This window comes from Acinetobacter sp. ANC_7513 (genome assembly GCF_056779915.1).
On sequence record NZ_JBWYIW010000002.1, the window covers coordinates 236,100 to 252,324 of the forward strand.

At 37.4% G+C, this 16,225-nt stretch carries 14 protein-coding genes; 6 read left to right on the plus strand and 8 right to left on the minus strand.

Annotated elements, in window-relative coordinates:
* Positions 1–12 precede the first annotated feature (12 nt).
* From AC1M9B_RS05090 to AC1M9B_RS05125, 8 genes are all read right to left on the minus strand, one after another.
* Positions 13–1,419, minus strand: a complete 1,407-nt coding sequence (locus tag AC1M9B_RS05090) for a hypothetical protein (protein WP_481608691.1) — start codon at positions 1,417–1,419, stop codon at positions 13–15.
* The gene (gene tssG, locus AC1M9B_RS05095; RefSeq protein WP_481608692.1) at positions 1,416–2,411 is read right to left on the minus strand and encodes a type VI secretion system baseplate subunit TssG; all 996 of its coding nucleotides are present in this window, start codon (positions 2,409–2,411) and stop codon (positions 1,416–1,418) included. The genes AC1M9B_RS05090 and tssG overlap by 4 nt, the downstream gene beginning before the upstream one ends.
* A complete protein-coding gene (gene tssF, locus AC1M9B_RS05100; RefSeq protein WP_481608693.1) occupies positions 2,375–4,183 on the minus strand; it encodes a type VI secretion system baseplate subunit TssF in 1,809 nt (602 codons plus the stop codon). Before tssF ends, tssG begins: the two co-directional genes overlap by 37 nt.
* Before the next feature lie 13 nt (positions 4,184–4,196).
* On the minus strand, positions 4,197–4,676 hold the full coding sequence (gene tssE, locus AC1M9B_RS05105) for a type VI secretion system baseplate subunit TssE (RefSeq protein ID WP_481608694.1): 480 nt from the start codon (positions 4,674–4,676) through the stop codon (positions 4,197–4,199).
* Between the two features lie 68 nt (positions 4,677–4,744).
* A complete protein-coding gene (locus tag AC1M9B_RS05110) occupies positions 4,745–5,248 on the minus strand; it encodes an Hcp family type VI secretion system effector (protein WP_092766611.1) in 504 nt (167 codons plus the stop codon).
* 44 nt (positions 5,249–5,292) lie between these two features.
* Complete coding sequence (tssC, locus tag AC1M9B_RS05115) at positions 5,293–6,774, minus strand: type VI secretion system contractile sheath large subunit (RefSeq protein ID WP_092766612.1); 1,482 nt, start codon at positions 6,772–6,774, stop codon at positions 5,293–5,295.
* Positions 6,767–7,279, minus strand: coding sequence for a type VI secretion system contractile sheath small subunit (tssB, locus tag AC1M9B_RS05120; RefSeq protein WP_092766613.1), 513 nt, complete (start codon positions 7,277–7,279; stop codon positions 6,767–6,769). Before tssB ends, tssC begins: the two co-directional genes overlap by 8 nt.
* A gap of 28 nt (positions 7,280–7,307) precedes the next feature.
* On the minus strand, positions 7,308–7,895 hold the full coding sequence (locus tag AC1M9B_RS05125) for a hypothetical protein (RefSeq protein ID WP_481592011.1): 588 nt from the start codon (positions 7,893–7,895) through the stop codon (positions 7,308–7,310).
* Between the two features lie 434 nt (positions 7,896–8,329).
* Here AC1M9B_RS05125 and tssH point away from each other — a divergent pair, with 434 nt between their 5' ends.
* The 6 genes from tssH to AC1M9B_RS05155 are packed head-to-tail and all read left to right on the plus strand — an operon-like array spanning position 8,330 to position 15,964.
* A complete protein-coding gene (tssH, locus tag AC1M9B_RS05130) occupies positions 8,330–11,026 on the plus strand; it encodes a type VI secretion system ATPase TssH (protein ID WP_481588845.1) in 2,697 nt (898 codons plus the stop codon).
* Between the two features lie 22 nt (positions 11,027–11,048).
* A complete protein-coding gene (tssA, locus tag AC1M9B_RS05135; RefSeq protein ID WP_481592012.1) occupies positions 11,049–12,167 on the plus strand; it encodes a type VI secretion system protein TssA in 1,119 nt (372 codons plus the stop codon).
* A gap of 5 nt (positions 12,168–12,172) precedes the next feature.
* Positions 12,173–13,537, plus strand: a complete 1,365-nt coding sequence (gene tssK / locus AC1M9B_RS05140; protein ID WP_481594548.1) for a type VI secretion system baseplate subunit TssK — start codon at positions 12,173–12,175, stop codon at positions 13,535–13,537.
* 19 nt (positions 13,538–13,556) lie between these two features.
* Entirely contained in the window at positions 13,557–14,360 is an 804-nt protein-coding gene (gene icmH / locus AC1M9B_RS05145; protein WP_481592014.1) for a type IVB secretion system protein IcmH/DotU, read from the plus strand.
* A gap of 12 nt (positions 14,361–14,372) precedes the next feature.
* Positions 14,373–14,990, plus strand: coding sequence for a hypothetical protein (locus AC1M9B_RS05150; RefSeq protein ID WP_481608695.1), 618 nt, complete (start codon positions 14,373–14,375; stop codon positions 14,988–14,990).
* Positions 14,987–15,964: a M15 family metallopeptidase gene (locus AC1M9B_RS05155; protein WP_481608696.1), complete on the plus strand. Its 978-nt coding sequence runs from the start codon at positions 14,987–14,989 to the stop codon at positions 15,962–15,964. Before AC1M9B_RS05150 ends, AC1M9B_RS05155 begins: the two co-directional genes overlap by 4 nt.
* The last annotated feature ends 261 nt before the right edge of the window (positions 15,965–16,225 follow it).

The following is a 16,225-nucleotide window of genomic DNA, read 5'->3' on the forward strand; positions in this document are numbered from 1 at the left end:
TTTCGTAAATTTTTAAACGTTTTGCTGCTCAGGATTTATGTCTGATTCTGATTGATAAGTTTGAATAAATGTCTGAACATCTGGGTTTTGAGTTGTATACACCATTGTCATCAAGGCATCATCAAACTGAAAAGCGAGAGTAAAGCCAAAAATTTTAGCTAAGCTTTGTGTATTCCCAAGTGTTGGAAAAAGCATTAAATAGTGATGTTGCTCAATATTCGTATTGGCAAAATTTTGCTCAATTTTCTTAAGTGTTTTGAGTTGAGTAATGTCATCCAACAGAACTGTAAAGGGCTGCTCATTTTCCACTTTGAACTGATGATCAATGTTATAGCGATCTAAACTCTGTTTCAGTTGTTTTTCATTTATCGCAATATCTAATGTTTTCGTAGGTAAAACATTTTCAATTTGAATTTTAGGTGAAGCTAAACAACAGCTCGAAATATATTCTGCAGGAATATACTGCTCTGAAATCCAAATCTTTTCATCTAATGTATCTTGGTCAATTTCGGAATCAACGATAAACACAAGACTTATAGACGACTCATCTTTTTCAATACTTTGTAAAAGATGAATCCATTCACTATAGCTTGTTTCAGCACCCCAATAGTGGTGTTCCACGTGAAACACTTCAGGAATATAATTGAGCTGACTCAGGTAGTCTGAAATGAGTTGCTCAGAATCTTGTTCATCCCAAACATGCAGTAATTCTTCAGCGAGAATCAGGTGGATTTTAAGCTTATTCAGTCGATAAACTTGCTGCACAGAAGGAGTATCTTCTTCCCCATCATGATACTCAGCCTGAGGATCAATCCATGCTGGATGCATACGATAAGATTGGCCAATTTGAGTATCGTAGAAAAGTGCAGATTTTTTTAAATGCTCACTAATTTCCCAGAGTATTTCTGTTTGTTGTTCGAGTTGAGTCAGAATCAATTGGTGAATGCGGTATTGCCGTTTGAAGCTATATTCATCCTCTTCATCTTGTTCGACGTCTAAATCAGAAATTCGATAACTCAGAATAGGCAAGCCATACCCATTCAATAATTTGTCATCAAGTTCAGGACTCTTGAATTCCCGAATCGCATCAATAATCAGATGATTTTCACCCAAAGCATTGAGTGCATAAGCGCGATAGACATTTAAATTGATCCACTCCACAGGCTCAGGCTGTAGCTCCTCAATTGTGGTCTCATCGCTAAGATGAGGATCATTCTGCTTATTTTTTTGCTCTTTTATCCAATGATAAATTATATATGGCATCACCAAAAAAGCAGTGATTGCTACAGGTAACAATGCAAAAAATATAAGTAAATCACTGCCAGACGGATCAAAATTGATGTCACGCCAATACAGCACCACAATCGCAGAAATCACCAGATAAACAGTAAGGAACACTCCAACAATGATTTTGATCATGACGCTACTCCAAGCAATGGATAGCAAGTTTCATCATTGTCTAGCGGTTGATTATGAGCTAAAAAGGCACCCTGACTAAGCCCCATAGAATGCTCCGAATTTAAAGTAATAGGCTGTATTTCTTGTTTTGATAAAATTAAACGAACATCAACCAATAAGGTTGGGCTACACCAGCTTTGTAGTAGTTTTTTTAATTTTAAACTTAGTTTTTGTTGTGGTAGAAAATCTAGGTAAGTTTTACGATCCAACGGTCCAATTTGAATTTCAATTTTGCCATCAATTTGGGTAATAGTCTCTCCACAAAATGTATTCAATCCTAATAAGCTTGGCGTCGCCCCTCCTAAGGATGTTCTCTGCTGAAGCTCTAATTTAAATTTTTCAGGGATAAACTCTTGTATTGCCACATGCTGATTAAATACCTGTGCAATCATGGTTTTTAAAGCATGTGCTGTATTATTTTGCCCCTGCATTAATCCTGCAAATTCAGCAAAATAATCATCAAGTTCTTGTTGTTGATGTTGCTGACTAATATAACCATTTAAAGCATGGATAATATTCAGATAATGATTTTCAGACTCGACCTCATACCGTACTGGTAGATTGTACCTAACCGTCGCATCAACGAATTGTGAAGTGAGCTTATGATTAAATAAACTCAAGAATTGCGTTGTTTCAACTCGAAATTTGCGTGGTGCTGATTTAACTTTATTGGTATAGCTATAGGGTAATGCCCCCTGCATGCCAGTCAAACCCACCATTAAATTTGTAAGCTGAACTTTTTCATCTTCTAAAGCTAGCGATTCAATTTCTTTTTTAGGGAAGTTAAGCTCTAAGGAAGGATGAAATTTAAAATCACGATCCCATGGTGTATGTGGCCGAGCATAGGGCACATGTCTTAACAATCGAATCGACTGAATAAATTCATAAGCAGTCGGCTGTTGAAATAAATGGTCTATTACAGAAGCTTCTTGCCACCAACGTTCTGCACGCATTGGTATAACTCCTGTTGTGATTGAGCATCTTCGATTATGACATCGACAAAACTGTTTAACTGCACTTTTAAGTTAAACACATGGCTCAGCAATTGACTGAAAATATAAAGACTATGACCTCTGAATACTTGTTCATCGATTCGGATAACAACTTTGAGTCCTCGTACGAAAAGCGGGAAAGGTTTGGCTTCAACCAACTTATGCGTCAGGCTAAATTCAATTTGTTTAATCGAATTAATTAACAGATGATTTTCTTTATTCGACGGTAAGTTATATAACTCTAATAGTTCTTTTAAATGCGCTACCGCATCCCCTTTCATCAGTGCTAACGTATTTAATGAAAGATGAGAAATAATGCGCCATTGCTCTTTCTGATTTTGCTCAAATTGATAGGGTAAACTCGGACGCTTCAATACCAAAGCACGACGTGCCAAACTACTATCATTTAGATTTAAAATATTATTTGACTGGCTTAATGCTTCATGCGGTAAATTCCGATTAGAACATAGCAATACGGTGCTAATAAAATCAGACTTTATATCATACGGCTGTAAATGCTTAGAAATAATGGAATAACCCGTTTCAACAAACTTACTGTTGAGCTGTGATGAGTTCAATGCATAGAAAAATTGGACATTTTCATCATGGTAATGACTCATTCCAAAGAACGGCAACACTGGATGATAAACCTGATCCTGATTAATCTTTTCACGAACCATGTGCATTTTCTGAATCGAATAGACCTGATAAAATTCAGGATGATGCGCATCCGTGATCAATGGATATTCGAGTTGTCGATGATGTATTTTTTGTGGTTCAGCATTTTTTTCAAAAAGATTAACAGCTGGCGTGCTGAACAATTTGAAATTTGCAACATTCAGCTCTGAATAATTACGAATAATCGCCTGATCGTTTAGGTTTAACTTAAAATGAATTTGGAGATCAAAACTCGTTTGTTGATCTAATAAATTTCTTAAAAAAGACAAATCAAGATTAAGAAAGCTGAATTTATCTGCAAAACAAAAATATTCCATCAACAAGCGATAGGCATGATGTGTATGTTGATCAATAGGCAATAAACTCTCATCTTCCTTAAAGCCCATTAAGGAAAATGGATTAGAAATTTGATAAAGCTGTGTTCCAATGCGTACCGTAAAAGTCGTATCTTTTTTGAAAATACTATCCAAAACTTGCAGCGGAAAATTTGAAATAGCATCTAAATAAATAGGGAGTTTTTCTTGATGAATCCACAAGCCTGCTTCATTGAAAGTTTCAAAACTTAATTGCAAAGTGGCATTTTGATTGAGATGAATTTGAGCACTTGGGTTCGTTTTAAATTGAACTTGGTTCAGTTGAATGGGAAGTAATCGTACAGCTTGAGAGGTATTAAATTCACATTGTACCCCCTTAAAGCTTCGTGATTTTAGCGTTGTTGCCTGCGGAATGACGTGAGCTTCAGTTAATTGTTTTATTTTATTTTGATCTTCGAAACTGACGACAGTACAACTTGGAAAATGTCTTAGATATTGAGGGAACATCACCTCAAATAAAGCACGTGTAAAAACGTCATAACTGTCTGCTAATTTTTTATCAATTCGAGCAGCAATCAACGAAAACGCCTGAATTAAACGCTCAATGTGTGGATCATCAATCTGTTCTTGGTTGAGCGAGAGCCGTTGGGCAATTTTAGGATACTTCTGAGCAAACTCGCGAGATTGTTGACCAAATTCTTGTAATTGTTTTTCGTAGTACGGTAAAAGTTCTTCTATCACAAAAGCCCCAATCTTAAGATCTAGCCGAAATTACATATTGTTGTGTCGTTGGTTTCAATAAAGCATCAAAAACTACAGGCTCATACAATGGATGGATATTTAAATATGCTTGAATACTGAGGCAAAGTGCGCCCATATTGTCACTGTCTAACAACATTTCAACTTGAATTTGTCGTAGGCGAGGTTCATGTGCCGCGATGGACTGCTGAATAGATTGGCAAATTTTGTCTCGATCCATTGGATTCGCTGTTGATAATCCAACAAAATCAATAATGCCAAACTGTGCAATCGAGCCTTTAACCGCAGGGAACTCATCAATCTGATCAAACTTGGCTACTCGACTATTGAGTAGATCTTCCAAGTCATGTGCAACAGATTCACGTAGCTCTTGCATAGATAAGCCTTTGATCTGATCCTCGTATTCTGGAATCAAGCGATCAAATAAAGTTGCACGGAAGCCAAATGGATAAAGATGATCTAAATTTGTTTTCATCTTGCCTACTCTAAAAGATGAATAAAGGCCAACTTAAGTCAGCCCCTACTCCTCTCACTTTCAAGACTTTAAGCTTTGTAGCTTGCAGTGTTGTTAGAAAGTGACCATTGCTTCGTGATCGCACCTTTTTGAGTACCATCGATATCTTGTTGGTTGTATGTCCATTCAACAGCAGCATATTTCAAACCAAATGCTTCAGTCGGAACACCTTCAGCATTTACAGATGGTGTTACGCTTGAAACTAGAACATGTTTCAATTTGATTTGAAGGTACTTGATACGCTTATCACCATTCGCACGGTAGTAATCGATTTGTACTTCATCAAAAGTGTAACCAGCAGAACATGCTTCCCAAAGTTTCGGGCTAGTCGCATCTAAATCTTTAACGAACAACATGTCTGAATGTTCAACACGCTCAGAAGTATGACCACCAACACTTGAAGATGTCGCAGATTTAGGCTGACGGATGTTATGAGACCAAGAATTTACTTCCAACCAATCTTTGTGCTCAGTGTCACGAGATTCGCCGTCTACTTTGTATTTTCCTCGAAATTGAACATATATATCTTTCATGAAGATTTCCTGTTTTATTTAACGTTATTATAAAGTTGCTCTATTTAATTAGAGGACTGAGGTAACTCAGTGACAAGTCTCAAAGATACCGACAACTCGTCCAACTGGAAGTGCGGTCTTAAAAACACGACCGATTTGTAGTGACCAGGGTTCGCCGGGTCTTCCACAACTTTTACAGATGCTTCACGAAGCGGGCGCTTAGCTTTGGCCTCTTGTGATGCACCATCATCTAGTAATACATATTGAGATAACCAATCATTCAAGAAGCTTTCTACATTTCCAGCTGAAGCAAAACTTCCGACTTTATCTCGCATCATTGCTTTCAAATAATGCGCAATACGCGACACAGCCATGATGTATTGAATCTGGCTTGAGAGTGCTGAATTTGCATTCGCTGTATCGCTATCATATTTCTTAGGCTTTTGGGTCGATTGAGCCCCAAAGAACGCTGCGTAGTCTGTGTTTTTGCAGTGTACTAATGGAATAAAACCGAGATCGCTCAACTCTTTCTCACGGCGGTCCGTAATCGCAACTTCTGTCGGACACTTAAATACGACTTCACCATCATTGGTTTTGAAGGTATGTACTGGCAAGCCTTCTACTAAACCACCACCTTCAACTCCACGAATTGCTGCACACCAACCATGCATATCAAATGCATTCGTTAAACGTGTACCGAAACCGTATGCTGCATTCATCCAGAGATATTGATCGTGATCTTCACCTGAGACTTCTTCAACGAAGTTAAAGCCTTCTGTTGCCCAACCCTCTTTAGGGTCATAAGGCAGGCGACCCAGAACGCGTGGCATAGTTAAAGCCACATAGCGAGAATCATCACTTTCACGGAATGAGCGCCACTGTACATATTCTGCAGTTTCAAAAATTTTAGATACATCACGAGGACGATCAATTTCAGTGAAAGATTCAAGACCTAGAATTGAAGGGCTTGCTGCTGAAATAAAGGGTGCATGAGAGGCAGCGGCAACATGAGAGATTTGTTCTAAAAGATACATATCTGACGGTGTGCGATCGAATTCAAAATCACCAATCAAAGTTGCGTAAGGTGCACCACCAAAAGAACCATATTCTTCTTCATACACTTTTTTGAACAATGTGCTTTGATCAAAGTCAGTTGCGCCTTGGAAGTCCTTAATCAATTCTTTTTTAGTGGTATTTAAAATGCGGATTTTAATTAAAGGATTTGAAGGTGTTTCTTGACAGAAATAGTAAAGTCCACGCCAAGTCGACTCAATCTTTTGAAACTGTTCATGATGCATAATTTTGCTTAATTGAGCAGAAATTAAAGCATCAATTTCAGCAATACGCTTATCTATTGAGACCGTCATGTTTTCTGAAACAGTAATTGTTCCAGCCATAACTTCTTTGGCTAATTCCCCAATTAAATTTTTCGCACGAACATGTTCATCATCGTTACGCGCAATTCGACTTTGTTCAACAATCGAATCTAGAAGACTCGTTTCTTCAACAGCATTGCTTGTCGCAGGTGCGGTTTGTAAATTACTCACGGTCGTCGCCTCCTGCTTCAGCACTTAATTTGCGTACTTGATCTGTATTTTGAAGAATTTCATCAAGCAGATCTTCTAGACGTTCACTATTTGAAATTTTATTACGCAAATCTGAAAGGCGTTCACGCGCTTCAACCAATTTGCGTAAAGGGTCAACTTGTTGAACAACATTTTCAGGTCGGAAATCTTCCATTGAGTTAAAAGTAAGATCTACCGACATATTTCCACCCTCTTCCGAAATTGTGTTTTCAACTTGAAAGGCTGCTCTTGGTGCTAGCGAACTCATTACTTCATCAATGTTATCCAAATCCACATTAATAAATTTCTTATCTTTCAGTTTGGTTCTTTCAAGTTCAGATGCTGCTGAGAAGTCCCCTAATACACCAACAACAAAAGGAAGTTCTTTTATTTCTTTACCATCACCTACTTCTACGTCATATGTCAGTTGTACTCGAGGTGGTCGAATGCGTTGTAATTTTTTTTGAACACTTTCACGCTTAGCCATATTATTTTTTCCTAAATTTGTAATTTGATCAGTTCAACGAGCCAAATGGATTCTCACGTTTTGGTGCTGCTGGTTTTTCAACTTTCGCAGGTGTCGTTGTTTTAGCGGGTGTTGTTTTTGCTGGAGTCGATGCACGGCGCGTCGTACGTGCAGGCTGTCGAGTAGTTCGAGTCTCTTGAACACGCTTAGGTGCTTCTTCAACTTTGGTTTCGATTACAGTCAAAGGTTTAGCTTTTTTAACTGCTTCAGAAAGTGCCAATGCTGGTTCGTAAGTCTCTTCAGTCAAATAACGTACTTCTGGTCCACGCATTTGCTCTAATGCCTCATTCGCGATTCCGATTCCAGCTAAAAACTTAGTATCTGTTAACGATGAGTGCTGAACATTTTGTACATTAAGACTGTTCACCAATTGAAGTGCTTTCTGATTTTGTCCGATTTGTTGAAAACGCTGAGCTGCTTGTGCTAGAAAACCATTTTTATTGTCTTTATTTTTTTTATCACATGCTTGAGCATAAATTTGTAGCAATGTCTGGTCTGTTTCACCCGCTACTAATGGATGATCTTTAACACAACCTCTTTTGAGTTTTACTTCATCTGCGTAAGTTGTAGACGCCATCCCCAACCCAATTAGCAGAGTTGTAAGCAGAATTTTAGTATTCAAAATACACCCTCATTTATTATAAAATTTACATTAACTATATGATTCACTAAATCATTTTTTAACACACTCAATGTTTAGAGCAATGTCTTCTATATATATTAGATTTAATTAAAATTTAAACTTATAAATGCAAACTTAGTCAACATTATGACCATTATAATAAAGAAACAATTAAGTTTTTTAAGTTACAAAATTATATAGTTCTGTAAACGATTCACACTATAGGATAGTTTTTTTATCACCTTTATTTAGGTAGAATAAAAAATATGGGTGAATTTTTTCATACTAAAAATTATTGTTTATTAAATATTTAGTCGTTAAAAATCTTAAAAATAGACGTTATGTAGGTTTATTTTAAGTAACTATAAATAATTTGAACACAGAGAATTCTGATGAATAACTTGAAAATTTTGATTACAAAACTATCTCCTACGACAAGAACAGCACTAGAAAAGTCTGCAAATTATTGTATTAATCAACAAAATTACGAAATTGAAATTGAACATCTACTCTTCGAATTATTAAATCAAAACGTAAAAAATGATCTCTCTATTTTGCTCGATCACTATAAAATTTCTAAAAATGCACTGATCGATGATTTACAAGAAACGATTTCGCACTTGCCCAAAGGCAATACGCGTACACCTATTTTTGCTCAATCGATTGTACGTCTGCTAGAACAAGCTTGGCTTATTGCTTCCGCAGATCAAACCCCAGTCATCCGTAGCGGGCACTTATTAGTTGCGTTATTGACTGCAGGAGATTTATATCAAATCGCGCTTCGTGCATCGAGTTTATTCGATCTGTTCCCGATTGATACGATGAAACACAAATTTATAGAAATTTGTAAAGCTAGCATTGAAGAGCATCTCCCTCAAGCTGATCATCAAAATGATGTTCAGGATCAGGATACGATTCAAAGTTCAGAATCTCATGCAAAAACACCTGCACTAGATCAATACACCATTAACTTGACTCAAAAAGCGCTGAACGGTGGGATTGATCCTGTCATTGGACGTGAGTTTGAAATTCGCCTTATGTTGGATATTCTGATGCGTCGTCGTCAAAATAATCCTATTTTAACAGGTGAGCCAGGTGTAGGTAAAACTGCTGTCGTTGAAGGTTTAGCGCTGAAGATTGCCAACAACCAAGTGCCTGATGCATTAAAAAATGTACATATCCATGTTCTTGATATGGGTCTATTACAAGCAGGTGCAAGTGTAAAAGGTGAGTTTGAAAATCGCTTAAAACAAGTCATCCAAGAGGTTCAAAGTTCCGCTCATCCTATCATCATCTTCATTGATGAAGCACACACACTGATTGGTGCAGGCGGTCAAGCTGGTCAAAATGATGCGGCGAATCTCCTTAAACCAGCCTTAGCACGTGGCGAGTTAAGAACAATTGCTGCAACTACATGGGCTGAATATAAGCAATATTTTGAAAAAGATGCGGCGCTCAGTCGTCGTTTCCAAGTCGTCAAAGTTGAAGAACCGACTGAAGAGGTTGCGATTGATATGCTTCGCGCCATGATTCCTGTCATGGCTAAACACTTTAATCTTCAAATCGATGACGAAGCCATTGTGACTGCTGTTCATTCTTCACATCGATATATTGCTGGTCGACAACTCCCAGATAAAGCAGTGAGTGTTTTAGATACTGCTGCCGCTCGTGTGGCATTAACTCAGAATGCTCAGCCGGTAAAGTTAGATCAGCTACATGCTCAACATCATAATTTATTGCTTGAATTAGATATTTTGGAACAAGAGAATAATCAGTTCCCACAGCATGACGAACGCCTCTCCAATCTTAAAAATACGATCACTGAAATAGAAAATGAGTTAAATGCCACAACTGAAAAGTGGAAACAAGAACTAGAAATTGTTCAAAAAATCAAAACACTTGAGCAAAAAAATTCTGAATTAAAAGATGAAGAACACATTAATGATTTTAAAAATCAGATTCAGCAACTTAGATCCGATTTAAAAATATTACAAGGTGAACAACCTCTGGTATTTGAACGTGTTAATGCACAAATCATTAATGAGATTATTTCAGACTGGACTGGTATTCCTGTAGGAAAAATGGTCAATGACGAAATTAAGCAAATTCTAAGTTTAGAAGAAAAACTGGAACAACGCGTCATGGGGCAAGACTATGCCCTGCATCAACTTGTTCAAGGAATCAAAACTTCTAAAGCAAAACTTGAAGATCCAAACAAGCCTCAAGGGGTATTTATGTTGGTTGGACCAAGTGGTGTAGGGAAAACAGAAACGGCTTTAGCTTTAGCCAATGAGCTGTATGGTGGGGAATCTCATCTCATCACGATTAACATGTCTGAGTATCAAGAGGCTCATACTGTTTCCTCATTGAAAGGTGCGCCTCCAGGCTATGTAGGATATGGTCAAGGTGGTGTCCTCACTGAAGCTGTTAGACGCAATCCGTATAGCGTTGTTTTGTTAGATGAAATTGAAAAAGCACATTCAGATGTTCAAGAGTTGTTTTACCAAGTCTTTGACAAAGGCACACTTGAAGATGGTGAAGGACGTGTTATCGATTTTAAAAACACCACAATTTTATTGACCTCTAACACTGGCTCAAGCGCAATTATGCAGGCCTGTTTGACTAAACCTGTAGAAGAATGGCCTACGGCAGAAGACTTAATTGAACATTTAAAACCAAGTTTATATAAACAGTTTAAACCTGCCTTCTTAGGGCGTATGCGTATCGTGCCTTACTTCCCACTCCATGATGATCTACTTGTGCGTATTATTCATCATAAGTTAGGCAAAATTACTGATCGTATTTTCAAACAATATCAAACACGTGTTGAGTATACGGATGATTTGGTGGAACTACTCTTAAGTCGCTGTACAGAAGTCGATAGTGGCGCACGTAATGTCGACAATATTCTAAACTCTTCAGTTTTACCTGAACTTGCAACACAAATATTGATCGCCTTGGCGGATAACAAAGTCCCTAAGTTAATTCAAATTGATAGCAAAGATGACGTGATTGAGTATCGATTAGATCCAACAACAGCACCGAAAAAGCGTAAAGCCACCAAAAAGAAAATTGTTGAAGCATAATTATTTGAGTATATAAATTAATATGAACATTGATATAAAACAGCTACTTCAACCAATCTCAGATCAAGCGATCTGTGGCGAAGATCTATCTTTTTCGAATGAATTTCATGAGATCAAGAAAGCGAAAACTCAAGATGATCCGCTCTTAGATATGGGGGATTGGGTAGCTGAACCTAAACAAGCAGATTGGTCATTTGTTTCGGCAAAATGTATCGATGTTCTGACTCAAAAAAGTAAAGATATTCGTTTATTGACTTGGTTAAGCGAGGCTTGGAGTCAAATCTACGGTTACGAAGGAGTCGCTCGTAGCCTTGAGCTTTCACATCGCATGTTATCCAATTATTGGAAAGATATACATCCTGAAATTGAAGATGATGATTTAGATCAACGTCTAGGTTTATTGCAAGGTTTGACTTCTCAGTTACCTGCTTTGATTAAACGTGTTCCACTCATCAATTCAGCTCCTTTCTATTCAATCTATGATTATGAAAAATTACTGCATCAACAAAATGTAAGATTAAAAAATGCTGATGATTATGGATCTTCTCAGAATCATCCAGAACTCGAGCAATTCGAACAAAGCTTATTTAATACCTCAAAAAGTTTCCAATACAACAATTATCAGTTCTTTTTAGAAATTTTGACGCACTGGGATACCCTCAAGCAAGTACTTGATCAACTGATGCAATTAGATGCTCCAAGTTTCGCAAATACTGATTCTCAGTTGGAAGACATACATAAAACACTGAAAAAAATTTATAAAGCAGATGCATTTTTAATGTCTGAGGATACTCCTGACATGAATCAAGACCTACAATTCCAAGAAAACAATTCAAATATAAATTCTGCTCCAACAGCAAATATACAAGCAGCAGTAACTCAACAGTCATTTCAACCTCAACCACAAAGTCATCTACAAAATCGTGAACAAGCAATGCGGGTGCTTAAAGATATTGCGGATTATTTTCAAGCAAATGAACCACATAGTCCTGTGAGTTATATGCTTCAAAAAACCATTAAATGGAGCCAAATGCCGCTTCATGAATGGCTCGCACAAGTTATTAAAAACGATAACAACCCATTGGAATCAGTCCATGAACTCTTGGGTGTAAAAAATAGCAATGAATCTAATGAATGGTAATCTCAATGTTTAAAGCAGAAAAAGTACTGTGGGGTGAAGGTCTGTTTTTAAGACCACAGCACTTTCAAATTCAAGACAGTTATCATGAACAGCGTTTAAATCAAACTATTCGCGCCACCATTCCATTCGCATATGGGGTACAACAGCTCAAATTTGATGAATCTCAATTAACGACCCATGTGCTAGCAATTGAGCACATTGAAATGATTTGGCAAGATGGTGAAATTTACGCTGCTCCTTCGCGAGATCTTTTACCTCAGCCCGTACTGCTCGATGAGCTCAATTTCCGTGGTGAAATGACCATTTTTCTTGCGCTCCCTATCGTTCAACCAAACAAGCGTAATATCGCCCATGAGGCTTCGACACAACCAAGTCGATATCATTCGTATCTGAATGAAACTCATGATTTGTTCACAGATGCCACACCTGCTGAAATTACTTACATTCGTCGTCGTGCTGAGCTGAAATTACTGGAATCTCAGAATGATACTCCTCATGAACTGGATGGTTTTTTATATTTGCCAATAGGAAAAATTAAGCGTCATAGTTCAGGAAGCTTTGAACTTGATACAAAATTTATTCCACCAATTTTGCATATTGCTTCATGTGAGTCATTGGTTGCTAATTTAAAACGTACCTTGAATGTCATTAAAGCAAAAATCAAAACTATTCAAACCAACAATCGCGAAAACGAACAAAAATTAATTGAATTTAGATCAGGTGACATTGTTTCATTTTGGCTAGTGAATGCATTGAATACTGCTCATGCAACTCTCAGCCATTTATTGACTCATCCCCAAATTCACCCTGAACGCTTATTTTTTGAATTACTCAGATTGACTGGCTCATTACTGACATTCTCAACAGCCTATGAAGTTGAACATTTACCTCAATATCAACATCATAATTTACAAGATAGCTTTGCGCAGTTAGATGTCATTTTAAGAGAGTTACTCGACACAATCATTTCAAGTCGATACTTCAATATCAGTCTTAAAGAAATACGTCCTTCGTATTGGGTTGGTAGCTTAGAGTCAGATAAGATCACTCGCGAATCTCGTCTGTATATTGCAGTGTCTAGTTCAATGATGCAGACACACGAACTTGTACAAATTGTCCCACTACGTTTTAAAGTGGGCACAACAGTCGATGTTGAGCAACGTGTCGTCTCTGCATTGCCTGCTATTCCGATTCACCATTTGATGCAAGTACCTACTGCGATTCCAGTCCGCTCTGGTGTGAGTTATTTTGAAATTGAACCTCATCATGAACTCTATCAACGCATGTTGGAGTCTGAAACCATCTGTATTTATGTACCTGCTGGATTCCAAGATATCAGTATTGAACTCATCGCAGTGATGAATGGCTAGAGATTGAGAAGAGAAAAATATGAATATGCCTAATGGAGCACCTTCACTGTTCGATGACGGTCAGATTGGAGCAGGCTCTACACCACAGCAACAGAATAAATTGACACAGTCTTCTAATTTGGTTGATTTAATGCATGACGGTTTCTATATCGTTTTTTTAATTCGTAACCAATACGTTCCTGACAATGTCGATGAATTTCGCCAAAAAATCATGGATCAACTACAACGTTTCGAATTACAAGCGAAGAAGTTGCAGTTCTCAGCCGAGGATATCCATGATGCAAAATATGCATTTTGTGCATTACTTGATGAAACGATTGTCACACAACAGGACCCTAGTTATTTCCATTTACAAAATTCGTGGTTAATTAGTCCTCTTCAGTTAACTTTATTTGGATCTCAACTCGCAGGTTATCAATTTTTTGACTTATTAGAAAAAATTAGAACTCGTGGAAAAGATCGCTTAGCGGCTTTAGAAGTTTTTCACTACTGTTTACTGTTAGGTTTTCAAGGTAAATACCGTATTGAATCAATTGAAAGCTTAAATCATTTGGTTGCACGCGTAGGCGATGAAATAGATTATTTAAAAGGTAAAAAAGCCCTCTTTTCACCTTTCGCTGCATTGCCTGATCAAATTAAAAACATTATTCATAGAGAACTTCCATTCGCTTGGATTCTCTTATTTTTACTCCTCTTTGCATTATTGGCATTTTCTGGACTTCGCTATATGCTCAGTCAACAAGAGACCAAAGCCATGACTCAATATAATAATGTCATTAGTGCACCTGCTGAACAGGCCCACATAACGATTCATTTACCATAAAAGATATTCAACATGAGCCAAGAAAAGAAAAATATTAGAGTCCTTACACCTACTAAAAAAAATAAAAAAATTTCGCCTCTAGTAAGTGGGATCATTGGTGTAGCAATTGGTATCTCTGCCACATCTTTAGCTTTTTATACCTATTTAAATCAACCAAGCTTCCAACCGATTAACGCAGCAGATACAGATTCAACACACTCAAATGATAAATTATCCAATATTGATTCAGGAGTCACTCAAGCTGATCAAAACGAGCAATCTGAACCTGATGAATATCACCAAGCTCAACCCAAGCTAAATGAGCTTAATAATATTTTCAAACATCAGCAAACAAACTCTGCTCAAGCAACTCAACCAGTGACTTCAAGTAAAAATCCCTTTGAATCAACTTTTAATCAAGCGCAACCTTTAAGTAACGAAACTCCCCAAGTTCCACCTAAAGCAGAACCAGTAAAAAAGACCACAACTGAAGCATTACCGAAAACCATAAAAAAGCCTGAGTCTAAGCCTACGACAGCCAATGCAAATAAAGTTGCTGAAAGTAAAGCTGACACTGATGAAAATATTGATATTCCTGTAGCCAGCTTAGAAGTTTCAGTCACACGAACTGCTAAAGAACCTGCACCGTGATTTTTTTTATCATTGTCAGTTTTGTGATATTAATCATCGCACTGACTTTATTGATGTCTTATGAGATAAGACAAAAAGTAATAGATTTTGCACAAAGCTTATTACCACAAGGTAAAAAAAAGCTTTTAAACGCACGTAAATTTGCACATGAAATGAATCATGCTGCTTCAGCAGACCAAATTCAAACGCATTGGCACTTACAGCAATGGTGGATACTCATTGCTGGTTTTTTGTTACTTAGCAGTATTATGCTTTTTGCTTTTACAAAACCCGTTGATCCTACAAAAATAGAAGCAAACTATTTAAAGAAAGCTGATCCTCAAATTTATAACTTATTAAATGGGGAAATTCTTTCCCCTCCACCAGAGGTTGAAGAAAGTCTCGTCGATGCAGCAATCGTTGAAGCTGTACGTCTTGAGCAACAATATCAAGCTCAAACTGGCGGTTCTGTTTCATCTACAACTATTCCTAATGTAGAAAATTCAGAGTTTTCTCATGGTCATCTCGATACTTCAATGGTAAATCGTAAGTGGGACAAGATGCATCCACGCTATAAACAACGATTACTTATGGTCTTCAAAATTATGAAGGAACAACATGGCTATGAATTAGTATTACTAGAGGGTTATCGTAGTCCTGCACGACAAAATAGCCTATCTCGGAATAAAGCAACCACTTTAGCGACTGCATACCGTAGCTATCACCAATTTGGTTTAGCAGCTGATGTCGCATTCAAGCGAGATGGTAAAGTCGTTATTTCTGAACGTGATCCTTGGGCTATGCGTGGCTATCAGTTATATGGTCAAGTTGCTGAGTCTGTCGGTTTAGTTTGGGGAGGACGTTGGACAAAAATTCATGACTACGGTCATACAGAATATCGAATGCCTGGCTTGGTTCGTAGCAAGGAAACTCATGATCGTTTCATGCGAGAAGCTGAACAAGGTAATTTAATGGCAAGCAATATAGAACAGTAATAATCCGTTGATTCTCTTTTCAAAATGCCTGTTAACGATACAGGCATTTTTGTATTTATTGATATATTTTGCGCTTGTAATTAACTATGTGAAGACATCGATTTAGAAGTTAATTTTTCCGTACCCATGCATTTCCCTTAATTTTATTTGTTTATTTTTTTCTTTACTGCATAAAAAAACACCCCCTTGTATTGAAGGGGGTGTTTAGAATAATGAGCTGGCGATGACTTACTCTCACATGGGTAACCCCACACTACCATC

What these genes read in the sequence shown, in the direction of transcription:
- AC1M9B_RS05090 (WP_481608691.1), bottom strand. Translation starts at nt 1,419, where the DNA reads ATGATCAAAATCATTGTTGGAGTGTTCCTTACTGTTTATCTGGTGATT.
- tssG (WP_481608692.1), bottom strand. Translation starts at nt 2,411, where the DNA reads ATGCGTGCAGAACGTTGGTGGCAAGAAGCTTCTGTAATAGACCATTTA.
- tssE (WP_481608694.1), bottom strand. Translation starts at nt 4,676, where the DNA reads ATGAAAACAAATTTAGATCATCTTTATCCATTTGGCTTCCGTGCAACT.
- AC1M9B_RS05110 (WP_092766611.1), bottom strand. Translation starts at nt 5,248, where the DNA reads ATGAAAGATATATATGTTCAATTTCGAGGAAAATACAAAGTAGACGGC.
- tssB (WP_092766613.1), bottom strand. Translation starts at nt 7,279, where the DNA reads ATGGCTAAGCGTGAAAGTGTTCAAAAAAAATTACAACGCATTCGACCA.
- AC1M9B_RS05125 (WP_481592011.1), bottom strand. Translation starts at nt 7,895, where the DNA reads ATGGCGTCTACAACTTACGCAGATGAAGTAAAACTCAAAAGAGGTTGT.
- tssA (WP_481592012.1), top strand. Translation starts at nt 11,049, where the DNA reads ATGAACATTGATATAAAACAGCTACTTCAACCAATCTCAGATCAAGCG.
- tssK (WP_481594548.1), top strand. Translation starts at nt 12,173, where the DNA reads ATGTTTAAAGCAGAAAAAGTACTGTGGGGTGAAGGTCTGTTTTTAAGA.
- icmH (WP_481592014.1), top strand. Translation starts at nt 13,557, where the DNA reads ATGAATATGCCTAATGGAGCACCTTCACTGTTCGATGACGGTCAGATT.
- AC1M9B_RS05150 (WP_481608695.1), top strand. Translation starts at nt 14,373, where the DNA reads ATGAGCCAAGAAAAGAAAAATATTAGAGTCCTTACACCTACTAAAAAA.